This is a genomic window from Pedobacter africanus, assembly GCF_900176535.1.
GTDB lineage: Bacteria > Bacteroidota > Bacteroidia > Sphingobacteriales > Sphingobacteriaceae > Pedobacter > Pedobacter africanus.
Genome location: NZ_FWXT01000006.1, coordinates 21042 through 44382 on the forward strand (window position 1 = coordinate 21042; position 23341 = coordinate 44382).

Consider the following 23341-nt stretch of genomic DNA (forward strand, 5'->3'; position numbering starts at 1 on the left):
CTTTTTTCTTCTGTGCATTCCGCTAGCACGGTGTTTTTGTAGCATTGGGGAGGATTTTGGTACAGAAAAACAGGGTTATGAAAGAATTATATATAATTTTGCTGGGGGCAGTAAGTTTTACAGTTACTGCCACGGGGCAAACTACAAATACATTTCCGACAACAGGGAATGTTGGGATTGGGACGACAAGTCCGTCCGAAAAGCTACAAGTCATTACCAACGAACAACAAGGTGCAGTAAGAATTGGAGGAGGAAATGGTTTAGGAGCGGGAAGGATATTTATCCAAGCAGACATGGTTAATAACATGAGTTATATCGATGCTTTCGGAGACAATGCTTACAAATATTTGAGAATTGATGCTTCTTCTCTGGCCCTTAATAGCACAAGTTTTGGAAATGTGGGAATTGGGACAAGTACACCAGCTTCAAGACTGCATGTAGGTCAGAGTAATTCGGAAATAAGGTTCGACTATGATGGTAGCAATAATCATTATGGTTCGTTAAGATGGGCTGGATTGCAACTGGGAAATAATGGTCAAAACAGATTAATCGCTGGTCGTTCAGCACCCGGTGGTTTATTCGACTTCTATGTGAATAACACTAATGATGGTGCCGACTACAATACCGGCCCGAATGGTACTTTAGCCATGCGTATAAACAGCAATGGCAATGTTGGAATTGCGACAACTACGCCAGCATCTGCATTAGATGTTGCAGGTTTAATTCAAATTTCAGGAATCAATGCCGTAAATCCACCAACTGGACTTTCTTATGGACTTTTTGGGTATGCAGGAGTCGGCCTCGGTATTTATTCGGGAGCGACTGGGCCAAATCAAGGCATTGGCTTTTGGACGAACCTAAATAATGTTCAAACGGAGTCAGTCAGGATAAGTAACAATGGTGATGTGGGGATAGGTACAACAAATCCCAAAGGTTACAAACTAGCGGTTAATGGAAACATCCGTGCCCACGAAATCAAAGTAGAAACTGCCAACTGGCCGGACTATGTTTTTGCGAAAGACTATCCGATACCAACCCTTCAGGAAACAGAAAAACACATTAAAGACAAAGGGCATTTGCTGGGGATTCCTTCTGCTGCAGAAGTAAAAGCCAATGGGATTGATTTAGGGGAAATGAACGCTAAGCTGCTGCAGAAGATAGAGGAACTGACGCTGCATTTGATTGAGCAAGGTAAAGCAAATGGTACACAGAATGCTTTGATCGCAGAACTTAAAGAGGCAATTGAGCAACAGAAGAAGGAAATAAATCAACTCAAATTAAAATTATGAAAGTCTTTCTAACAAACATCCTTATGTGCTGCGCATGTTTTACACTCTCCGCGCAAACAACAAACACATTTCCTTTAAATGGCAGTGTAGGCATTGGTACACTCAGTCCTGAAAATGGATGGAAGCTAGATGTAAATGGTCTAGGTGCTGTCGGAACCTATGGAACAGCGAGAATTTATTTAGGAAGTTTAGATTCTACTACCGCGATGATACAGTCAAGGAATCTAATAACTAATCAAAAGCTTACTTTTTTCGCGAGCTCCTACAATTTTGGGGTTGGAAATGTAGGCATTGGCGATGCTGATCCGGCAACTTTGCTTACATTAAGACGAATGATTCCCGAGGGTGATCAGATTTCCATTTACCGAGCCGACAGTACTCCAAATCTTGATGTTTATTCAATTTATAATGGTTCATCAGATCCTCAATCAGGAAGTTTTGCTTATGGTGTTCGGCCTTCCGACGATGCCTGGCAAATTTGGGAGAAAGGTGATAATGTGAACTGGGCAAATTTATTTACGGTGAAAAAAGATGGAAATGTTGGAATAGGCACCCTTACACCAAACACAAAACTGGCGGTAAATGGAAACATCCGCGCCCTTGAAATCAAAGTAGAAACCGCCAACTGGCCGGATTATGTTTTTGCAAAAGACTACAAGCTTCCAACTCTGCAGGAAACAGAAAAGCATATTAAAGACAAAGGGCATCTGCCGGGTATTCCATCGGCCGCAGAGGTGAAGGCGAATGGGGTTGACTTAGGGGAAATGAATGCCAGACTGTTGCAGAAGATCGAAGAACTGACACTGTATTTGATAAGATTGGAAAAAGAGAATGACAAACAAAAACAAAAAAACAGGAGCCTTGAAGAACGCCTGAATAAAATCGAGAATCAATAATATACGAGGCCAACCTTTTCATGCCAGTATCTGAGCAAACCAGCTACTGGCAAGCGATGAGGTTTAGAACAGTTTTATAGAAAATACGACGCGCCGGGGCTAAAAAATTGCCCCGCAAATTTTCGGGTTATCCACATTTGTTTTCAGGGATGTTAGCAAAAAGTCTGCTCAATAGGTAATCAGTCCACTTTTTGGGTCTCAAATCTCCTGTTGAAAAATATTTCCAAGAAAATAACAAAGGGCAAACTGATTGCCCTTACTCTTTTTAATATTGGCAGGTTACTCACTTATGGGTGGCCTACGGTATTATGAAAGTTGAATTAACGCTTTTAAGAAATGTTAGTGAAGCGGTACTAATGGGTGCTACCGGAAGTCCGGATCAGTTTGCGCAAAGGCTGGGCATATCCAGGCGTTTCCTGTATGTAGTACTCGGCTACCTTAAAACAGAGTTTGATGCACCCATTGCTTATTCCAGATCGCGGGAAACCTTTTACTATACCAAAGAGTGGGAGTTTTATATCGGTGATTTGACGCGCTTGCGAAAAGAGTTTATCAAGGGCGTATTAATGGGACTGGAGTTTTTAAAAATAGTTGAATGATGACCATTTTATGCATTGCCTTGTTGAGAGTATTTGGCTAGCACGGTGTTTTTGTAGTATTGGGAAGGTTTTTAATATAAATTATAGGATTATGAAAGGATTATATATGATTTTACTGGGGGCAGTAAGTTTTACTGCGATGGGGCAAACCAACAACAACTTTCCGGTTACGGGAAGTGCCACAATTTATGATTACTCGCCCATGCTCTTTTTAAAACGGAACACAAATGAGGGGGGCTTTGTGCAAGGTATCCAAACGCAGCTTTTGGATGGTACGAATAACTGGTTCTACGGCGCGGTTCATGAAGGCAAATGGACTGTAGGAAAAGGTGATTACCAAAATGAAAAGCTGACGGTTTTGAATAATGGTAATGTTGGAGTGGGAACAGATAACCCTTTGGCAAACTTACATGTAAATGGAATTATGAGATGGGGGGGACATAATGCTAACTATTTGTACAGCGGCCAGGATGGCATAGGGGCATATTTTGAACAGGTTGGTAACGATGCTGACAAAAGCAGTATCCGGTTTCAAACTTCAGTTTTGGGAACCGGACAAAATTACTCTGTTTTTTCTATAGACCCTGAGAAGGGTTTTAGCTTCTTCTCGTGGGGAAACGGTAATAGTGATGTAGGTATAGGAACATCCGACACAAAAGGTTACAAGCTTGCCGTGAATGGAAAAGTTCGCGCCCATGAAATTAAGGTAGAAACCGCTAACTGGCCAGACTACGTTTTTGCTAAAGACTACAAGCTTCCGACGCTCCAGGAAACAGAGAAACACATTAAAGATAAGGGGCATCTGCCAGGTATTCCTTCTGCTGGGGAAGTAAAAGCCAATGGAATTGATTTAGGGGAAATGAATGCGAAGCTGTTGAAGAAGATCGAGGAGTTGACTTTGTATTTGATAGAGAAGGATAAACAGAACCAGATGTTGAATAAGCGATTGCAAAAACTTGAGGGCGACAATGCCAGAATTTTAAAGCAATTAAAACATGAGAAGTAGATATTTTATATGGCTGATCTTTCTTTTTATTGCCGGGACGATTATTCGTTCCGGTTTTTTTGTGCATATTGGTTCCTATATCTATAACTACAAAATAACTGATCACGAGTTCTGTGGCTAAATCCTAATAAAATGAAAAAACTGGTAATACTTTTATCCCTCACATTTATATTCACACAACTGGCTGTGGCGCAAAAGACTGAAATCTGGATTGTTCGCCATGCCGAAAAGGACAATAGTGATCCCAAGAACACAAATCCAGACTTGTCTGCCGAAGGCCAGAAGAGGGCGCAAAAATTGCTGGATTATATGGCAGATATTAAATTGGACAAGGCCTTTAGTACACCCTATAAAAGAACCAGGCAAACTCTCACGCCTTTGGTAAAAGCAAAAGGAATTGAACTGGTAGATTATAACGATGTTGCACAGCTGGCCAAGCAGATCAGGAAAGATTATTCAGGGAAAAAAGTGATTATCGCCGGACACTCCAATACCATTCTGGAAATTGTAGAAGCTTTTGGCATTGCCCGCCCAGTTGCAGCCATAGCTGAAAAAGAGTTCAATAATATCTTTCACATCATCCTGGAAGCAGATCTTATGGGGCTGGATATGAATACCTACGGGGATTAATTTATACCATGCTTTGACTCTTAGGTTTTGCGATGTAGTTTAATGTTGTTTTTTTGATTTTGAACTACCAGACCACTTGATTGCATCCACCCTATCGGTGAAGGATTCTTAAAATAATATGAATGGGGGTAAAAATACGACGCGCCATGACAAAAAATTGCCCCGGAGTTTTTTTGTGTAACTGCTTTTTAGACTGCTTTCATCTTGTGTTTTCTCGGTTCTTTAGGTCTCTAGGCCAGTTTTTTCGACCTGAAAAATTATTTAAAAATATTTTCAGAAAAATAACAAAGGGCAAACTGATTGCCCTTACTCTTTTTAATATTGGGAGTTACTGGTTTATAAATGAAAATAGATTTAAAACTTATAAAAGAAATCCACAGTTTGATACTGACCGATGCTACAGGTAGCCCTGAGTTCCTGGCACAAAAGCTGGGCATATCCAGGCGGTCGCTGTACACGTACCTCAAATACATGAGGAGCGAATTGGAGGCCCCCATAATTTATTCGAGACCCAGGGAAACCTTCTACTACAAAGAAGAGTGGGAACTTTATATCGGTAGCCTTACAAAGGTGAAGGTAGAGTTGTTAAAGGAACTGATGGATACCATACAAAATTTTTAAGAATATTAAAACAAATTTAATCATATGAGAAATTTATTCTTTTTACCGCTTTTGCTATTGATTATGGTGAAAGCCAATGCGCAGCAAACGGTTCAGCAGGTACTGTCGCTCACCAGTAATGGTGTCAATTCTACGGAGATTTTGATGTACAAGCAGGATAATTCCAGCTATTATGACTTAGCGGCCAATAATGCCGGTTTTGGTATTGCCAATAGTACAACGAATGCTTACCCTTTTTACATTAATTATTTGGATAATATCGGTTTGGGAACTAACACCCCTGAGCAAAAATTGGATGTCCATGGTAATGCAATTATCAGGGGGAGTATTATAAGCTCAGTTGCTGATGCAAATATTGGAGGCCGCATTCTGTTAAATAACCCTGCCAAGACCGCAAGTGGAACCGCAAGTAGCTGGCAAATATTCAATATGTCTGGTGCATATGGAAACAGCCTGCAATTCTGGGCATACGATAATGTGGGTTGCACGAGTCCAAATGGTCTTTGTGATAATAAATTTACCATTATGGATAATGGTAATGTGGGGATTGGTACAACCATTCCAAATTCCAAATTGGCTGTTAATGGAAACATTCGTGCCCACGAAATCAAAGTAGAAACTGCCAACTGGCCTGATTATGTTTTTGCAAAAGACTACCAGCTTCCAACCCTTCAGGAAACGGAAAAGCATATTTAAGACAAAGGCCATTTGCCGGGGATTCCTTCTGCTGCGGAAGTAAAAGCCAATGGGATTGATGTAGGCGCAATGAATGCGAAACTGTTGCAAAAAATAGAAGAGCTGACTTTGCATTTGATTGAGCAGAATAAGAAAAATGGGGAACAGGAACAAAAGATTAAATTGCTTGAAGACCGCCTTAACAGGATTGATAGGCATTAAAGACTAGTGAAAAAATTGTTGGGAAAGCCCATCTGGACTTAAATGCTTAAACGGTTTTAATTGAATACATTTGTATATATGGATCTGATTGAGACAATAGAGAAATATAAACATTTGGGTATCGATGATGTTATAGATCATGAGAAATTTAACCTCATCTCTATTGTGTATCATTCAACCCGAATTGAAGGCTCTACATTAACAGAGGTTGAAACACAGGTATTATTAACCGAAGGACTTACACCAAAGGGGAAGCCTATTGAGCATAGTCTGATGGTTACCGATCATTATGCGGCTTTGCAATTTATATTAAAAGAGGCGAAAGCAAGGCGACCGGTTTCAACTGCATTTATTCAGGAAATAAATTCGCTTGTTGTGCGCAATACCGGCAGTTTTTATAATACAATATTTGGGACGGTCGATGCCCGTACAGGAGCTTTTAGAAAAGGAAATGTTACTGCCGGATCAACTTATTTTCCGAATTATGATAAGGTTGAAAGGTTAACTGATAGCATGACCGATAAGATTAATGAAAAGATGCAGTCTGATATATCTGTAGCTGATCAGATCAACCTTGCTTTTGATGCCCATTTTAACCTTGTCAGTATTCACCCTTTTTATGATGACAATGGCCGTACTTCCCGTTTGTTGATGAATTATATACAGGCCTGCTACCAACTTCCACTTGCTATTGTGCACAATGAATCAAAAGCCGATTATATTCAGGCATTGATAGATACCCGGGAAAAAGATGACATCAATATTTTTCGGCAGTTTATGAATGATGAGTATAAAAAATGTTTAGCAGATGAAATCAAGAAATTTGAAGATATTTCGAAACCTAAAAAAGGTTCGGGATTTCATTTGATGTTTTAGTTTATAATTGATAAGCCGAATTTCTAAAATACGACCTACCGGGGCAATTTTTTAGCCCCGGCTTTTTTTTGATTTTTCTCAAAATCTCTACAGCTTTTTCAAAAAAACATTTTCTATTGCTGTTTAAAGCCAGTTTTTCGACTCAAAAAATCTGTTGAAAAATATTTTTAACTAAATTTCAAAGGGCAAACTGGTTGCCCTTACTATTCTTAGTATTGCTTAGCTGATGTAGTTTATCGGCTTTAATAAATGAACGCAATATGAGAAAAATATTTTTTACAGGAATGCTGGCAGTAGGTACTGTAGCGGCATTTGGGCAGCCCAATACCTTGCCAAATAACGGGGATGTGGGAATCGGAACAACAACACCTAGTCAAAAACTTACAGTAATTGGGAAAATGAATATAGAAGATCCAACCTTGGGTAATTATTTAGGTTTTGGTATACCTAATATCAATGAGTACAATACAATTGGCAGTCTTTACTCTTCAGCGGTTTTAACGATTGGCCATGGTCTGAAACCTCATCCTTCGGAAGGTACCCTCACTTATAGTTTTCCCACTATGAGCAGAAGCGCAATTGAAGTTGGAGGCTTTGGTGCAAACGGGATTAGATTTTACACAAAAGGTGTTAGTACTGAAACAGTTGGAGCAGCGTTTACTGACCCTCCGCGAATGATGATCTCTAATAGTGGAAAGGTTGGTATAGGAACAAATAATCCGGAATCCCCGTTTTATTTGCAGGCAGATGCAAATACTTCCGGTGCGCCAGCAAATGCTCAGGTAATAATTGCAGGTGGAACGCATCCTGAAAAAAGGCTTTCAATTGCCTATAACACATCTTCTAATTATGCAGAGATGCAATCTCAGGTGTATGCGGGTGCTTTCACACCAATTGTGCTAAATCCTAATGGAGGGGATGTGACAATTGGAACACCCGATTCAAAAGGGTATAAGCTTGCTGTGAATGGTAAAGTCCGCGCTCATGAGATTAAGGTTGAAACCGCCAACTGGCCGGATTATGTATTTGAACAAGATTACCGGCTTCTAACTCTTCAGGAGATCGAAAAACATATTAAGGACAAAGGGCATTTGCCCGGTATTCCTTCTGCTGCAGAGGCAAAAACCAATGGGATTGATTTAGGTGAAATGAATGCGAAGCTATTGCAAAAAATAGAAGAGCTGACTTTGCATTTGATAGAAAAGGACAAAAAGCTAAATGAAGATCGCAAGATTATTCTGAACCAGGAGGAGAGATTGAGGAAACTGGAATGCAAAATAGGAAATTAGGGATGGAATCAACTTTTACGCGTCGACGTGTCGATTTTTTGCACGGAAGGTTTTTGGTTATTCCCCAAAATGGACTTAAATCTCTTTCAGAAAACCTCAATTAAATAACGTGAAGACAGATTTATACTGCTAAAACCAACACCAAAAAATATTTTCAAGAAAAATACAAAGGGCAAACTGGTTGCCCTTACTATCCTTAGTATTGTGGGGTTGGCAGGGTCGTTTAAACGTGTCAATAAAATAGTCCATAAAAATATGTCGTATGAAAAGACTACTTCTTCTTGTTTTCCTGACAACATACAATCTTGCTAAATCTCAAACACTCCAAAGTGTATATGACAATGGTCGGTTTATACAGACCGCCCCCAGTATGCCCGTTGTGATTAAGGCTGGAGCTGATGCTCATGGTCTCCAAATATGGGGAAGACCTGATGGATATGGGTATATAGAGTTTTTTAATGAATTAGGTGGAGGTCCACAGAGGGCAATATTTGGTTACGAATCGAGATTAAACTATGAAGCGCCTGCCCATAATTTTATCGGGAATATAGGTATTGGAATACTAATCCGACTGCAAAGATTAGCTTCAAAGATGTAAGCTATGACAATAGTGATGGAATCACCTGGTATAGTGGAGCTCCATTAAATTATGGCATTTACAGGACTCCAGGTGCCTGGGCAGCACCCAACTATCAGCAGCTAAATTTATCATTTGATACGGGGATTATTTTGAATCCTGGGATTAACTACGGTAAAAGCTATGTTGATATTCAAGGGAACGGATTGAGAGTAACCACAGGAGATATAGGCATTGGAACAACGGATACTAAGGGATACAAGCTTGCTGTAAATGGCAAAGTCCGCGCTCATGAAATTAAGGTTGAAACAGCTAACTGGCCGGATTATGTTTTTGCAAAGGATTACCGGCTTCCAACACTTCAGGAAACCGAAAAGCACATTAAAGAAAAAGGGCATTTACAGGGCATTCCATCAGCTGAGGAGGCAAAAACCAATGGGATTGATTTAGGTGAAATGAATGCGAAGCTATTGCAGAAAATAGAGGAGTTGACGCTGCATTTGATAGAAAAGGATAAAGAAATAGTAGTGGAGCGAAGCAGAGTCGATAGGCTAGAACAATTATTAAACAAACTATTCAATAAATAATAAGATCATGCACAAATTATTCGTAAACGCACTTGAACGCCTAAGGGAATCGCAATTTGATCATCTGCTACGGTTAACCATAGCAATGCTGTTTTTCGCGTGTCCCGTATTTGGTCAATTTGACTACAAAAATCAGGCTCATAGTCCGTCTCCAAATTCTGCTTCAATAGCAAAACTTGGATCTACGGACGTCAACTTATATACGGGTGTTCCTGCTATTGTCTCCGAGTTGCACAGCCTGGCGGGCAGAAATTATGCAATTCCAATCAATCTATTTTATAATGCTTCTGGTATTAAAGTGCAGGATGTAGCTAGTAACGTAGGTTTAGGTTGGAGTATTAGTACCAATTGCATTGTTACAAGGGTTGTAAACGGCTTACCAGACGAAGATCCGGCGGCAGGATATTTTGGGAGCGATATGGGGGAGAAAATCACTGGAGTTTTAACTGCAGCAGAGATGGAAGCTATTTCCAATAACGAAAAAGACTCTGAACCTGATGTTTTCTACTTCAACCTCAACGGAGAAACAGGAAAGTTTGTCTTTGATAAAAATAAGAACCCCTTAGTGCTGGGTAATGCTGGTGTGAGAATCCTGAACAGCCCATTCAAAAAAGAACTACAGGTTGACGGATGGATTATTATGAATGCATCAGGTACTAAGTTTTATTTGGGAAGTAGTAGTGCCACAATAGAATCGACATCTTCAACTTCGTATTTTCAGGATGCTAGTAAAACAATTACCTATGATTCCACCTGGTACCTCGAAAAAATAGAAACTCCAAACAATGTCGAGACGATAAACTTTACTTACACTTCAGGGGATCCCATTTCTGTTACCCATTACAGTAAAAAAATGAAGATGAGAAATAAGATAGTAAATACGTTTCGCAGAGAGGTCAAAATACTTTGGTTTATAAAGATACAAAGTGCCGGCTCTTCGCCAACGGAGATCTCTATTGTTGATCAAGAGTTTTGGGATTCTAATATTGTCCAGACAGTTGCCAGTCCGAAATATCTAACAGCGATCACAACATCAGATCAATCTGCTTATTTTTTTTATAAGCCAATCTCAAGGCCTGACTTAACTAATGGTAAGGTTATGGACAAGATTGAAATTAAGGATTATACTTCTCAACTGATGAAAACTTTCAGATTTCATATGAGCGACAAAATAGCGACTGAGACCGATCCTTCTGAAACAACCGCATCGCAGGATAAGCATCGTTTGATGCTTGATGGGGTAGATCTTGAAACCGTTGCAGGTAATACTAAACAGCTTTTTAGATATAAGTACAATTCGACCCCATTGCCTCAGAGGAACTCAAGTAAAACAGATGCCTGGGGATATTATAACAACAATCAATATGGATATTTTCCAGACGAGACTGTGGTAGATGAGGCAAAAAGTATGAGCGTCGATAAAATGATCGCTGGAATTTTGGAGGAGATCGTGTTTGCATCCGGAGGTTATAAGCGGTTTGCATATGAATGTAATTCATATTATGATGATTATACGGGAGCTCCAACACCTGGTGGTGGAATTCGGGTGAAGAGAATATTGGAGGTACCAGGATTAGGTGCTCCAAAACAATCTACATATACTTATTGGCCAGGCGAACGTCTAAGGGCGAATCCCGTTTACCAAACCATGATTGATCACAGGCAGTCAATGGTTAGTTACAAGTTCGGTGCGATTATTCCGCAGGGAACAGCAGGACAGGCAATTCCCTCTATTCCCCTTCCTCCACATAGTTTGCAAAATCGATCCGTCGGACCAATTGGAACACCACTTGTGCCATCCATGCCTTATGGGGGGATGGTAAATTCGGTGGCTCAGGCGTTGGGAAATATAATAAGTGATTTGCAGCCAATGACCCTAACCAGGTATTCTCCATTTGTTATCAACAGTTCTACGCCGTATAACAACCTTTCTGATTCGGAGGGCGCCTATGTAGGTTATGGTACAGTGGCTGTAGAAAACAGTGAGGGAAAAGCCGTTTATACATTTACCGATATGGAGCAATTTCCGGATGTGTCAAACCAAATCAGGGTAAATGCAAGTTTTCAGCCGACCGCAGTTTTATATTCTGATATCACTCCGTTTTCGCCCTTCACCTCTTATGCAGCCGCACGTGGCAGGGTTAAGAGCATCAACTATTATGATAGTAGCAATCAGCTTGTCAAAACTGTCAACAATAATTATACCTTTAGTGATATTACTAAAAGTGTGCCTGGGTTGAGATGTGCCTTAGGTATTGTCAGTATAGATGGTTATTATGCCTATGATAAATACTATAATTTAGGGCGATATGACCATATATCCTTTTCACTTTTGTCTCAGGAAACGACAGAAACGACTCATACCAGAGCTTCAGGAACCAATACGAGAGTCGAAAAGAAATCCATTTCAGACTATTATCCAACTTATCCGTTTTTGCTTGCTAACCAAAGTATGGAAAATAGTGATGGAAGTGTCATGTCCACACAGTATAAATACGTTGGTAATAAAGATCAAGTGTCATACCAACATCAATCGGAAACTGATGCCGCAGAACAATTGCACACAGATGGGCGATATACGGTGTTGTTAGAGCAAACTGCGAAACGGGATAATGTAGCAATCAATACACAAAAAACAGGTTACAAGAAATGGCAGGTCAATAACAAAACGTTAACATTACCAGAATTTACTTATCAGGGCAATGGAAGTACATCAAAAATTGTAGGTCAGAATTTTGGATATGACGAGTCTGGAAACTTGTTGCAAACGTCAAAAAACAATGGTGTAAAGACCACTGTCAAGTGGGGGAATAACCAGCTCTATCCTACTTTAGAGGCGGTTAATGCCAGCGCATCCGAGATCTATGAAGAGGACTTTGAAAATGCTTTGGGAACATTGGGTGAGGCTGAAAGCGGCGAGAAATTCCATGCCGGGGCATACGCAGTTAATTTCACTTTGCCCAATAGCCGAAAATATAAGATTACGTATTGGTACAGACAAGACAACAAATGGCTTTTCTCAGGTAACATTCCCTATACAGGTGCTACAACCCTTAATCAGGGAGATGCAATAGACAATGTATTGATTAGCCCTGTGGATGCAGTATGTTCTAAAAAAAGCTACCATCCGTCTTATGGTCTTACTTTTTCTGCCAGCGGCAATGCAGTTAATTATTTTACCTATGATGATTTGTTTAGGTTACGCTTAGTCAAGGATAAACATAAGGACATCATTAAACAGTATGTTTACAATGATGTAAGTACTTATGCCGGAGAGGTATTTTTCAATCAAAAGCACGTTCAGGAGTTCAGGAAGAGCGAATGTACAAATCCTAATTACGTAGGACTGGTCGGCACTTATACTGTTCCGGCAGGAAGGTATCATTCTTATATCAGTCAGGAAGATGCAGATGCAAAAGCCCAGGCAGAGGCTAACGCCAAGGGACAACGTTATGTTGACCTGGTTGGAGAATGCGGACCGCATGCCCCATTGATTACAAGTACAAGTGAAGGATCGACCTATTATTCGATAGCTAAGTCATTTGATGATAATAAGCGCATATTATGTAATATAAAGGCGGTTTGCAGAGATGTGGATGGAAATTTATATGATCATTTTTTTAGTGTTCAATTCGAACATTATGAAACGGAAAAGTCCGGGTATCTGAACCTGGATGATACCTCGGTAGAAGAACTTTATGTTATTAGTACCACTGTTAACTGACCGAATTGTTAAATAAAATTTATCGTAAAGTTTATGAGTCATTTAAAAATAAAATTGGTTGCTGTTGTTATTTTAGTGCTAACTCAGTTCAGGCTATATGCGCAACAACATGTGGTAAAAAGTAGCTATCATGGAGAAAGTGAGATCACAGCTTCTGGAAGCATCACATTTCTTCCTGGTTTTCATGTTGTCGGGAACACCGGTTTTAGAGCTTATATTAAAAGTACAGCAGCAAACTGTATTCCACTAGTATTAAATCCGAGTACCAACCTCAACTATATTACAACGCTAAATGCACGGGTACCCGGGATAAAAACTGCAGGTGAAATGTTAGGAAAGAACATTTGCGAAGTAAGTGCGAATGTAGCTTACATGGATGGATTTGGAAGGGAGATACAATCGGTTAACGTTCAGGGAAATTCAGAAGGTAAAGATGTTGTTCAGTTTCAGGAATTTAACGTTTTCGGAGAAACACCCAAGCAATATCTGCCTTTTGTGGCAGCAAACAATAATGGAGCATATATCCAGAATGTGGTGAATGCACAATTGGATTTTTATACCAATACTACAGGCATCACTGCATCTGGAAGGCCGTTTGCAGAAACCAAGACAGATAATTCTCCCTTAGGCAGGATAATTGAACAGGGGGCGGTTGGGGACGTCTGGCAACTTGAAAATGGACATACAAAAAAAATAGTATATCACGGGAACAATGAACACACTTTCTTTGATCCAAATACAAATGTTGGAAGCAGGCAGGTTGCGATGTACACCTGCACAGCCAATTCCACAATCCCACAGAGAATCAATGGGACTAAGATATATGCGAGAGGGGTTCTTACCCTTACTATTTATAAAGATGAGAACTGGGCAGAAGCAGATGGATGCTGGGGAACTGTAGAAGAATATACGGACAGGATAGGTAGATTGATCCTGAAACGAGCATACAATAAGCTAAGTACGGGCAAAACAGAAATGCTTTCCACTTATTATGTTTATGATGAGTTCAACAACTTAAAATTTGTTATACCGCCCAAAGCGGAACCTGATAATGAAAATGCATTAGATCAAAATGTGGTTGACAACTTATGCTTTCAATATAGATATGATGAGTTTAATAGGCTAGTGGAAAAGAAAACTCCTGGTAAGGGTTGGGAGTTTATGGTGTACAATACACTGAATCAAATGGTGTTTTCGCAGGATGCGCTGCAGAGGAATAAGAGCCCGCAAGAATGGTCTTTCTCCAAACATGATGTACTGGGACGGAATGTTATGACAGGTATCTATAAAGACCCAAACACTACTGCTGATAATTCATATAGCACTCCATCAAATGCCAACCGCTTATCCCTGCAGGTAGAAGTTAATTCACAAAGCACTTTATTTGAGGAAAGAAGCTCAGTATCGATAACTGGTTATACGAGTAATACATTGCCGGGGACTGTTGATATAGCCCATTATTTGAGTCAGAGCTATTATGATGATTATGATGTTCCTGGTTTGCCGGTGCAATTTGCTACAACGGCAAATAATTATTCGAAATCTATACAAGGATTGCCCACCGTAAGTAGAATAGCTGTGTTAAATAATCCAGAGCATATGCTTTGGAACATAAATTATTACGATGATGAGGCGAGAGTAGTAAAAAGTTTTGCTCAACATTATTTGGGAAGTGTACTAAATGACGGAAACTACGATGAGACCACCAACACTTACAATTTCGTAGGTGAAGTTTTGAACACGACCAGGAAACATTTCGTGAACGGTATTGAAAAATTAAATATCGTTGATTCGTATGATATCGATCATACAGGGAGTTTGTTAAGTGCAAGGCAAAAAATTAACGGTGGACCTGAGATCATTCTTGCCAAGAATGAATACAATACTTTGGGACAATTAAAAAATAAATATCTCCACTCTGAGGATAACGGGAGTACTTTTCTTCAAAATATCTCCTATGGTTATAATCAAAGAGGATGGTTAAATACCTCATCAAGCAGTCTGTTCAATATGGAGTTGATATATGATGACGACGGAACCTACGGAAATTACGGAGCATATAATGGAAATATCAGTTATATGAGGTGGGGAAGTAACTTGGAAAATATGTTTTCTTACGATTATGATAAGATTAATCGGCTCACTTTGGCAAGTTTTCCTGGAATGACTGAGGAGGTATCATATGATAAAGGTGGAAATATTTCCAAACTAATCAGAAACAATAACACAATCAATTATAGCTATACTAACGGAACTAATCAACTTCAATCTGTTTCGGGCAATGGATTAAATCAAATAAACTATGCTTATGATCTTAACGGGAATACTGTAATAGACGGATCTAAACAAAATATCAATGTTGCCTATAATTTATTAGACCTTCCAAAGACAGTGAGCGGTAGCCAGTCTTTAAGTTATCAATATGATGCGTCGGGTAAAATGCTTAGTAAACTAGGCGCTAGTGGGCTAAATGAATATATTCATGGGATTCAGTATGGTAATGTAAGTGGTAGCTACAATATTGATTTCGTTAAGACCGGAGTAGGAAGGGCCGTTCGGCAATCAGATAACACATACAGGTATCAATACGATTTAACAGATCAGCTAGGCAATGTCCGGGTTACTTTTGATAAAGATCCTAATACGGGTTTAGCGCGTCGGATTCAGGAAGATAATTATTATGCCTTTGGTAAACGTGCATCTGTTTCTCCAGTTTCATTGGAAAATAAATATCTTTACAACGGCAAGGATTTGCAAGAAGAACTTGGTGAGTATGATTATGGTGCACGGTTTTATAATCCGGAAATAGCGAGATGGAATGTAGTCGATCCATCAGCAGAGTTAACCTCATCGTTGAATCCTTACCATTATACCAACAACAATCCGGTAAATTATGTGGATCCAGACGGAAGATATGCTTCTCCAATAAGAGCTTTCTTTTCCTGGGTAGGACATGGCTTTCAAGGCGGTATTCATCGGGCGGCCGAAGGATCTTTTCAAGAGCTTGTCTACGGCAAATGGTATGTCTCTGGAAGTAACGGAGCGAAACGAATCAGGAATGGTGACGGAGAAAACACCCTGGATGAAGTTGAAAGGAGTCAGTGGATAGATCGTGGTACAATTTTACCTTCGAAAATACAATCTCAGATTGATCGTGCTTATAATCGACTTCTGGCAGGACAAGCAGATTGGAGGGTTGGTCATTATAATGAGTACACAAAGCAGGTTAACGGCTGGGGAGGAATAAAGCCAAATTATTTTTTTGAGGAGATGTTTATAGGTGGAGCGGTGGCTAAAGGTTTGGGAATAGCTTATAATAGCTCTAGGGCTTGGATGGGTGGCTCTACTGTATTTGGAGCGGATGCTGCAACTATGGTGAATGCATCGAGGATGGTTCCAGAAGAAGGTCTTCATCAGGTATTATTACATGGGACGGGTGATGGATTTATTATAGATGGCGTATTTAATACTCCAAAACAGTTGGCGAGAAAAATGCTTGAAGAAGGTTTTGAACGGGGTACATCAGTTAGGTTAATATCTTGTAACACAGGTGTTTATGGTGATGGTGCCGCTTATCAGCTTTCGAGATATTTAAAGTCACCAGTTATTGCCCCTACAAATAAGATAAGAATATTGAAAGGAGGTGAGTATGAAATTTATGATAACGGTACTTTTAGAACATTTTATAATACAACTATAAAATAATATGAAATATGTAGGATTTATTAAAGAAAATACAAATATAAAAGAAGCAATTTCTTTCGAGGACATGATTAAATCAAAAGCGGATTATGATCATGAGACATTAAAGAAGATTAAGAGTTATCTCAGTAATGGTTTACTCGTATTTAGTTGGATGGGGTATACCCAAGATCCTATAAAAAAGGTTTTCATTGCACCAGATGGATATTCAACTGATGGTGAATGGATATGGCCAGATTATTACTATTATTATATAGATAACTATTCTATTGAAGTAGACAGAGAATTTTTTATGCATATGTCAAAAGTTGGGTTTGACCTTAAAATAAGTGATAAGCTTTTAGAATCGCAGGGAACAATAGAAGACGAAATGCAAAAGAAATTTAATAAGGATCAAAATACCAAAGGTGAGTAAATGAATTAGAAGCTATGATGATATAGCATTACGATTTTCCAAGCAAGGCCAACACCATGCAACTCAAAAATACGACGGGCCGGGGCAATTTTTTAGCCCCGGCTTTTTTTTGATTTTCCCCAAGATCTCTACGATTTTTTCAAAAAATCATCCTTTATTCCTATTTAAAACCTGTTTTTTCACTCCAAAAAACTGTTGAAAAATATTTTTAACAAAATAACAAAGGGCAAACTGGTTGCCCTTACTAATTCTATATTGGTCGCAGTCAGGATGCATAAAGCACCTGTTAATGATCATATAGAAAATGAAAAGTACCAAATTAAAAGCCTACACCCTCACCGAAATCCTGGTGGTGCTGGTGATCATCGGAATCCTTATCCTGCTGGTTTTGCCCAACCTGATGCCTTTAATCACCAAGGCAAAAAACACGGAAGCCAAGATGCAGCTGCAGCATGCCCACCAGCTCGAGAAGACCTTCTTTTACGAAAAGTCTAAATACTCAACAGACCTGGCCGAGATCGGCTATGTACAGGAAAAGCTGAGCACCGATGGCAAAGACGGAAAAGCCAATTACCGCCTGGAAGTGGTATCGGCGACACCCAACTCCTTCGTAATCCGTGCAACAGCAGTGGTCGATTTTGATGGCGATGGCACCTTTAACGTATGGGAGATAGACCAGGACAAAAACCTGAAAGAAACGGTACAGGACTAAACCATGACCAGCATGTTTTTGATAAAGGCTGTAGTGATACTTATCCTGGTAGCTATGGGCCTGCAGGACTTTAAGTTCAGGGCCATCTCCTGGTACCTGTTCCCGGCGCTGGCCCTGGGCTTGCTGTTGCTCAACCCTGCGTTCAGCCTGTACAGCTGCTTTGTAAACTTCGGCTTTGTGGCCCTGGTATTTGTACTGCTTACCGGGTGGTTTTCTTTAAAGAGCGGCAGCCTGGTTAACCTAACCCAAAGGCACCTGGGCGTCGGCGATGTCCTGTTCCTGCTTTGCCTGGCCTTCTTCTTTTCGCCCCTAAACTTCTTCCTGTTCTATTTACTGAGCCTGCTCAGCATAAGCATAGGCACCGGTTTATACCTGCTGGCCTTTAAGCCAAAGGATTTTACCATCCCCCTGGCGGGTTTGCAGGGGCTTGCCCTGCTGGCGGTGTTGCTGATCAGCTGGTTGCTTAACCTAGACCTGAACGATAACACGCTTTTACCCGATTTAATAATGAGCTATGAACGAAGCTAAAGAACTGACCATAAATGCGGCCCTGATCCATGAAATTACCATGGATCAGGCCTGGTATTACCGCATCTTCCCCAGTGAACTGGTAAAGGATACCATTTACCTGTATTGTGAAGAGGGAACGGACACAAATGCACTAACGGATGAACTGGAGATTTTGCTCGGAAAAAACGTAAGCCTGCAGGGCCTTGAACCGGCAACCATGGCCCGGCTGCTGAATCAGTACTACATTAGGGAAGAGCAGCAGGCCGAAACCAGCAGCCTTAAGCACGATCACTCTTCAGACGATTTCCTGGAGAACCTGATCTCGGAAGCCAAGCGCCTGAAGAGCAGTGATATCCATATAGAAACCTATGAGGAGAAATGCCGCGTAAGGATAAGGATAGATGGCATGCTGGTAGAACGCTACATCCTGAGCCGCCTGGAATACCCGGCCATCATCAACCGCATCAAGATATTGGCCAACCTGGACATTGCCGAAAAGCGCCTGCCGCAGGATGGCCGGATCAATTTTAAGACCAGCCAGCACCAGTTCGACATCCGGGTGTCGGTACTGCCCACCCTGTACGGCGAAAAGGTAGTGCTGCGTTTGCTAAACAACGATGCCACCAATATAGACCTGTTTACCCTGGGCTTTGCCGAGCAGGACCTGAACAACTACCTGGAAGGGGTGAAACGGCCCAATGGCATTGTACTGATTAGCGGGCCTACGGGTTCTGGTAAAACCACCACGCTCTACGCCACCTTAAAGCTGCTGAACAAAAACACGCGTAACATCCTGACCATTGAGGATCCTATTGAGTATACCCTGGATGGCATTAACCAGGTACAGCTCAAGGAAAACATCGGCTTAACCTTTGCTGCGGCACTCCGCACCTTTTTGCGGCAGGATCCGGATGTGATCATGGTAGGGGAGATCCGCGACCCCGAAACCGCCAATATGGCGATACGGGCTGCGCTTACCGGTCACCTTGTGCTGTCTACCATCCACACCAACTCGGCCTGGGGAACCATATCCCGGTTAATGGACATGGGCATTCCACCTTTCCTGGTGGCCAATACGCTGAACACCTCGGTAGCCCAAAGGCTGGTGCGTTTGCTTTGTCCGCATTGCCGCGCGCAAACGGCAATGGACCATAAGCTGTACCCTAAAAGTTTTAGCCCGCCTTTTGAGGTAAACCAGCACTGGGTGGCCAAAGGCTGCGACCAATGTTATTTTACCGGGTATAAAGGCCGTAAGGCTGTATATGAAGTGATCCCCCTGGATCAGGAACTGGCCCATCAGATTAAGGCTGGCAACCAGCAGCCCGAGGAACTGCTGAAAGAACGCGGCATTGATACCATTGCCGCCAACGCCTTCGCCCTGTTTGCCGGGGGCCATACCTCACTGGAAGAAGTTTACCCTTTATTACTGAATTGATATGAAACGAATATTATTGATCATTTTCTTTTGCCTGCCCTTGTTGCTTGCTGCACAGCAAAACCAGCAGGAACGTATTGATGCATTGGAAAAGAAACTGGTGGGCCTCTCGGCATTTGTGCCGGGGCTAAAGCAAAAGGTCCAGCTGGGCCTTTCTGGAGCCTCCATACAGGAGTTCCTGAGGGCCGTGGCACAGGCCAACCAGCTCAACATCAACGTAGACCCGATGCTGAACATCAAGGTGTCTAACAATTTTACCAATGAGAACGCCTTGAATGTAATCCTGTTCCTGGCCAAAAACTACAACCTGGAAGTGAATGTGATCGGCTCCATCATTACCGTATCGCCCTATAATCCGCCTGTAATTAAAGCGCCCTATGTGCCTAAGGTAATTGCCATGAAATACAATGCAGTGGCAAACACTTTGTCTATGGAGCTCAATAACGATAGCCTGGCAATGGTAGCCCGTAAGGTAAGCCAGCTTTCGGGCAAGAACGTAGTGGTGCCGGTAGCGTTGAACGCTAAGGTAGTGAGCGGGTTTTTTAACGAAGCCCCGCTGGAAACCGCTTTAGAGAAACTGGCCTTTGCCAATGAGCTGAAGCTAACCAAAACAAGCGACAATGTTTACGTTTTCCAGGGTTTGCAGGAAGGTGAGGAAGTGTTTATCAATGCCGATAAAAATACAGATGTACGCAAAAACCTGAAACCATCAGCTGCGGGAGCTGGGGGAGGGAAAGGTACTTTTAACCTCTCCGGCAAGAGCGTTACCAACGATAAGGGTGCTGGCAGTGCCAAACTCCTGAGCATCGATGCGGTAAACACACCCATTATAGACCTGGTGAAATCGGCCGCTGCCGAAACTAATGTCAACTTTTTCCTGTATTCCGACCTGAAAGGCAGCATCAGCACCAAAGTGAACAACATCACTTTTGATAACTTCCTGACGGCCATGTTTAACGGTACCGATTATACCTATAAGGTAGACAACGGCGTGTACCTTATTGGCGACAGGAAACTGGAAGGCCTGCGCAAAAACAAAGTGCTGCAGCTGCAGTACCGTGCGGTAGATACCATCATGAACATGATCCCTTCGGAATGGAAAAAGGGGGTAGACATTAAAGAATTTAAAGAACAGAATACCCTGCTGCTTTCGGGTTCCGGGCCCCAGCTTGCAGAGATTGAAAGTTATGTAAGGGAACTGGATAAGCTGGTGCCCATGGTACTGATAGAGGTAACCATGCTCGACATCCGCAAAGGCCATACCACCAAAACCGGTATTGAAGCCGGATTGGCAGACTCTGTAGTCAAAACCAGGGGTACGGTGCTTTCCGGTGTAGACATGACCCTGGGGGCCGGATCCATCAACAACCTGCTTGGAAAAATAGGCACGGGCAGCGTGTTCAACATTGGCAAGGTAACGCCCAATTTTTATGTGAAACTGAATGCCCTGGAAGCCAATAATAACATAGAGATCAGGCAGGTGCCTAAACTGGCCACACTGAACGGGCATACCGCTAACCTGAGTATAGGTACAACCCGTTACTACGTTACCAAAACGCAAAACGTGTTCTCATCGGTAAACACACAGACGGTTTTTACCGAGCAGTTTAACAAGGTTGATGCAAACCTAGCCATCGGTATTAGTCCGGTAGTTTCAGGCGACGACCAGGTTACGTTGAAAATAAAGGTAGAGATATCGGATTTCATAGGTACCCCACCGGCCAATGCACCACCGCCAACATCAACCAGCAAGTTTGAATCGATTATCAGGGCGCACAACGAAGACATGATTGTGCTTGGCGGGATGGAGCGTTCCGAGAAATCGGACAGCGGAAGCGGTGTACCCTTGTTGTCGCGCATTCCTATCCTGAAATGGCTTTTCAGCAGCAGGGAGCAAACCAAATCCAAAGTAGTAACCCTGGTTTTTATCAAACCAACCATAATTTATCAATAATATGCTGAAGGAAAAACTGCAGGCATTGATGAAGCTGAACACCATTACGGGGGTGGAGTTACATATGGCAAAGGAGGGGCAGCGGCTGCTGCATGCCTGTACCATCGGCATTGCCAAACAGCAGCTCAGTTTTGGGGCTAAAGAAAAGGGAATGAAGAGCGTCTTGCATTTCGCCAAAAACTTTAAGCCAGGTAATATTGCCCTTTGCCTTACCGGGAAAGGGGTGATCACCAAAAAGATAGCGCAGGTGCAAAGCGTAGACCAGCAGGTGGTGAACCAGGTTTTGCCCAATGCCAACCCGGAGCACTTTTATTTTCAGCACTACCACAGCGGGGAGTATTCTTTTATTTCGGCCATCAGGCGCTCAGATGTAGATGAAGTGCTGGCACAGTTCAGTGAAAATGGCTTCAGGGTATTGTCGCTTAGTCTGGATGCTTTTGTACTGGACGGGGCAATGGAACTCAAAGAAGGGCTGCTCGAACCTGAATTGCATTTGGCCTATGCGGCAGCTTTTCAGTTGCTACTGGCAGATAGCCCTGTAGAAATTGAGCACCAGCCGCTGGTATTTGGCAGGCAACAGGCCCTGGCCAAAGCAAAGCTGAAGGGGATTGCAATGGTTTCCGGACTGGTATTACTGGTGTTGCTGCTCTTGAATTTTGTGCTGTTCAGCTATTACAGCGGCCAAGTTAAAAGCCTTTCGGCAGCCAGCAACATCACTTCAGCAGAAATAGGAAAGCTGAGGGGCCAGGAAAAAGACATCAGTAAAAAAACAACGCTGATTAAAGCCGCAGGCTGGACAGGTGGCTTAAACTATGCCTACATCACCGATCAGCTCCTGGCCTGCATGCCTGCAAAAATGAGCCTGCAGGAGTTCAGCATCAATCCGCCCGATGAGCAGCAGAGCCGCAGCAGGCATGAAAGTGTATACCTCTGTAAAGCACTGAAAATAGCGGGTTCCTGTACCGACGCCAGTATGCTGAACAACTGGATTTTTGCGATAAAGGCCAAAGACTGGGTAGAGGGCTGTAAAATAATGAATTACGAAATAAACCAGGATGATGGGAACGGCCAGTTTACCATCGCTGTTCAACTGAAAGACCATGAAGAATAAAACGCTGGATTATACGCTGGTGCTGAAAATGATTGTGCCCATACTGCTATTGCTGCTGCTGGGCGTATACCAGCTTGCCTTTAAAAGGACCTGGGAAAGCTACCGGGATTATGCGTTGCTGAAAGCGCAAGGCGCAAACATGGAAAACCTGAGTGTTAGCCCCCTTTATACCATGGCCCGCATTAAAAAAGTAAACGAACTGTACGGTCGCTTTAATGTAGACACGCTGGGCTGGAAAAATGTACTCTGGAACCACAGTGCGGGCCTGTCGCAAAAATACAGCTGCAGCATCAACGCCTACCCACCTGTAAAACCTGTGAACTTTAATGAACAGCAGTTCTATAAGCAATCTGTAGGTTTTAGCGGTGAATTTGGAAACCTGCTCAAACTGCTGCACGAACTGAGTTATCTGAAAAATATTGGTGCCCTGAGCGACATCAGCTATATAAAAAAGCCAAGGGAAGAGCAGGTGATCCTGAATATAGACCTGCTGGCCATGCCCAAATAACAA

At 41.9% G+C, this 23341-nt stretch carries 21 protein-coding genes; all 21 read left to right on the top strand.

Annotated elements, in window-relative coordinates:
• Positions 1-77: 77 nt before the first annotated feature.
• The 21 genes from B9A91_RS23520 to B9A91_RS23620 all read left to right on the top strand — a co-directional run bounded on the left by B9A91_RS23520 (position 78) and on the right by B9A91_RS23620 (position 23338).
• Positions 78-1289, top strand: coding sequence for a hypothetical protein (locus B9A91_RS23520; protein WP_144009036.1), 1212 nt, complete (start codon positions 78-80; stop codon positions 1287-1289).
• Positions 1286-2185: a hypothetical protein gene (locus B9A91_RS23525; protein WP_144009037.1), complete on the top strand. Its 900-nt coding sequence runs from the start codon at positions 1286-1288 to the stop codon at positions 2183-2185. Before B9A91_RS23520 ends, B9A91_RS23525 begins: the two co-directional genes overlap by 4 nt.
• A 308-nt stretch (positions 2186-2493) precedes the next feature.
• Positions 2494-2784, top strand: a complete 291-nt coding sequence (locus B9A91_RS23530; protein ID WP_144009038.1) for a hypothetical protein — start codon at positions 2494-2496, stop codon at positions 2782-2784.
• 91 nt (positions 2785-2875) lie between these two features.
• Positions 2876-3790, top strand: coding sequence for a hypothetical protein (locus B9A91_RS23535; RefSeq protein WP_084241522.1), 915 nt, complete (start codon positions 2876-2878; stop codon positions 3788-3790).
• 132 nt (positions 3791-3922) lie between these two features.
• A complete protein-coding gene (locus tag B9A91_RS23540) occupies positions 3923-4420 on the top strand; it encodes a SixA phosphatase family protein (protein WP_084241523.1) in 498 nt (165 codons plus the stop codon).
• Between the two features lie 342 nt (positions 4421-4762).
• A complete protein-coding gene (locus tag B9A91_RS23545; protein ID WP_084241524.1) occupies positions 4763-5041 on the top strand; it encodes an HTH domain-containing protein in 279 nt (92 codons plus the stop codon).
• A gap of 24 nt (positions 5042-5065) precedes the next feature.
• The gene (locus B9A91_RS23550) at positions 5066-5737 is read left to right on the top strand and encodes a hypothetical protein (protein ID WP_144009039.1); all 672 of its coding nucleotides are present in this window, start codon (positions 5066-5068) and stop codon (positions 5735-5737) included.
• 12 nt (positions 5738-5749) lie between these two features.
• Positions 5750-5938, top strand: a complete 189-nt coding sequence (locus B9A91_RS23555) for a hypothetical protein (protein ID WP_084241526.1) — start codon at positions 5750-5752, stop codon at positions 5936-5938.
• Between the two features lie 60 nt (positions 5939-5998).
• Positions 5999-6814, top strand: coding sequence for a Fic family protein (locus tag B9A91_RS23560; RefSeq protein WP_235012670.1), 816 nt, complete (start codon positions 5999-6001; stop codon positions 6812-6814).
• A gap of 260 nt (positions 6815-7074) precedes the next feature.
• Complete coding sequence (locus tag B9A91_RS23565; RefSeq protein WP_084241528.1) at positions 7075-8103, top strand: hypothetical protein; 1029 nt, start codon at positions 7075-7077, stop codon at positions 8101-8103.
• A gap of 262 nt (positions 8104-8365) precedes the next feature.
• Positions 8366-8701, top strand: a complete 336-nt coding sequence (locus B9A91_RS23570) for a hypothetical protein (protein WP_084241529.1) — start codon at positions 8366-8368, stop codon at positions 8699-8701.
• 131 nt (positions 8702-8832) lie between these two features.
• Complete coding sequence (locus B9A91_RS23575) at positions 8833-9267, top strand: hypothetical protein (RefSeq protein WP_084241530.1); 435 nt, start codon at positions 8833-8835, stop codon at positions 9265-9267.
• 7 nt (positions 9268-9274) lie between these two features.
• Positions 9275-12991, top strand: a complete 3717-nt coding sequence (locus tag B9A91_RS23580) for a DUF5977 domain-containing protein (protein ID WP_144009040.1) — start codon at positions 9275-9277, stop codon at positions 12989-12991.
• 33 nt (positions 12992-13024) lie between these two features.
• Entirely contained in the window at positions 13025-16696 is a 3672-nt protein-coding gene (locus tag B9A91_RS23585; protein ID WP_084241532.1) for an RHS repeat domain-containing protein, read from the top strand.
• 1 nt (position 16697) lies between these two features.
• Positions 16698-17108, top strand: a complete 411-nt coding sequence (locus tag B9A91_RS23590) for a hypothetical protein (RefSeq protein WP_084241533.1) — start codon at positions 16698-16700, stop codon at positions 17106-17108.
• A 304-nt stretch (positions 17109-17412) separates the two neighbouring features.
• A complete protein-coding gene (locus B9A91_RS23595; protein ID WP_084241534.1) occupies positions 17413-17820 on the top strand; it encodes a type IV pilin protein in 408 nt (135 codons plus the stop codon).
• A gap of 12 nt (positions 17821-17832) precedes the next feature.
• Positions 17833-18348: a hypothetical protein gene (locus tag B9A91_RS23600; RefSeq protein ID WP_144009041.1), complete on the top strand. Its 516-nt coding sequence runs from the start codon at positions 17833-17835 to the stop codon at positions 18346-18348.
• Positions 18335-19765: a GspE/PulE family protein gene (locus tag B9A91_RS23605; RefSeq protein WP_084241536.1), complete on the top strand. Its 1431-nt coding sequence runs from the start codon at positions 18335-18337 to the stop codon at positions 19763-19765. The genes B9A91_RS23600 and B9A91_RS23605 overlap by 14 nt, the downstream gene beginning before the upstream one ends.
• Before the next feature lies 1 nt (position 19766).
• Entirely contained in the window at positions 19767-21719 is a 1953-nt protein-coding gene (locus B9A91_RS23610) for a secretin and TonB N-terminal domain-containing protein (protein WP_084241537.1), read from the top strand.
• Position 21720: 1 nt separating this feature from the next.
• Positions 21721-22830, top strand: coding sequence for a hypothetical protein (locus B9A91_RS23615; protein WP_084241538.1), 1110 nt, complete (start codon positions 21721-21723; stop codon positions 22828-22830).
• Positions 22820-23338, top strand: coding sequence for a hypothetical protein (locus B9A91_RS23620; RefSeq protein WP_084241539.1), 519 nt, complete (start codon positions 22820-22822; stop codon positions 23336-23338). Before B9A91_RS23615 ends, B9A91_RS23620 begins: the two co-directional genes overlap by 11 nt.
• Positions 23339-23341: the final 3 nt, after the last annotated feature.

Excerpts from the sequence above, each read along its gene's own strand:
- B9A91_RS23520 (WP_144009036.1), top strand. The coding sequence starts at position 78 with ATGAAAGAATTATATATAATTTTGCTGGGGGCAGTAAGTTTTACAGTT.
- B9A91_RS23540 (WP_084241523.1), top strand. The coding sequence starts at position 3,923 with ATGAAAAAACTGGTAATACTTTTATCCCTCACATTTATATTCACACAA.
- B9A91_RS23545 (WP_084241524.1), top strand. The coding sequence starts at position 4,763 with ATGAAAATAGATTTAAAACTTATAAAAGAAATCCACAGTTTGATACTG.
- B9A91_RS23615 (WP_084241538.1), top strand. The coding sequence starts at position 21,721 with ATGCTGAAGGAAAAACTGCAGGCATTGATGAAGCTGAACACCATTACG.
- B9A91_RS23530 (WP_144009038.1), top strand. The coding sequence starts at position 2,494 with ATGAAAGTTGAATTAACGCTTTTAAGAAATGTTAGTGAAGCGGTACTA.
- B9A91_RS23585 (WP_084241532.1), top strand. The coding sequence starts at position 13,025 with ATGAGTCATTTAAAAATAAAATTGGTTGCTGTTGTTATTTTAGTGCTA.
- B9A91_RS23590 (WP_084241533.1), top strand. The coding sequence starts at position 16,698 with ATGAAATATGTAGGATTTATTAAAGAAAATACAAATATAAAAGAAGCA.
- B9A91_RS23600 (WP_144009041.1), top strand. The coding sequence starts at position 17,833 with ATGTTTTTGATAAAGGCTGTAGTGATACTTATCCTGGTAGCTATGGGC.
- B9A91_RS23525 (WP_144009037.1), top strand. The coding sequence starts at position 1,286 with ATGAAAGTCTTTCTAACAAACATCCTTATGTGCTGCGCATGTTTTACA.
- B9A91_RS23610 (WP_084241537.1), top strand. The coding sequence starts at position 19,767 with ATGAAACGAATATTATTGATCATTTTCTTTTGCCTGCCCTTGTTGCTT.
- B9A91_RS23570 (WP_084241529.1), top strand. The coding sequence starts at position 8,366 with ATGAAAAGACTACTTCTTCTTGTTTTCCTGACAACATACAATCTTGCT.
- B9A91_RS23535 (WP_084241522.1), top strand. The coding sequence starts at position 2,876 with ATGAAAGGATTATATATGATTTTACTGGGGGCAGTAAGTTTTACTGCG.
- B9A91_RS23595 (WP_084241534.1), top strand. The coding sequence starts at position 17,413 with ATGAAAAGTACCAAATTAAAAGCCTACACCCTCACCGAAATCCTGGTG.
- B9A91_RS23565 (WP_084241528.1), top strand. The coding sequence starts at position 7,075 with ATGAGAAAAATATTTTTTACAGGAATGCTGGCAGTAGGTACTGTAGCG.
- B9A91_RS23550 (WP_144009039.1), top strand. The coding sequence starts at position 5,066 with ATGAGAAATTTATTCTTTTTACCGCTTTTGCTATTGATTATGGTGAAA.
- B9A91_RS23605 (WP_084241536.1), top strand. The coding sequence starts at position 18,335 with ATGAACGAAGCTAAAGAACTGACCATAAATGCGGCCCTGATCCATGAA.
- B9A91_RS23620 (WP_084241539.1), top strand. The coding sequence starts at position 22,820 with ATGAAGAATAAAACGCTGGATTATACGCTGGTGCTGAAAATGATTGTG.
- B9A91_RS23580 (WP_144009040.1), top strand. The coding sequence starts at position 9,275 with ATGCACAAATTATTCGTAAACGCACTTGAACGCCTAAGGGAATCGCAA.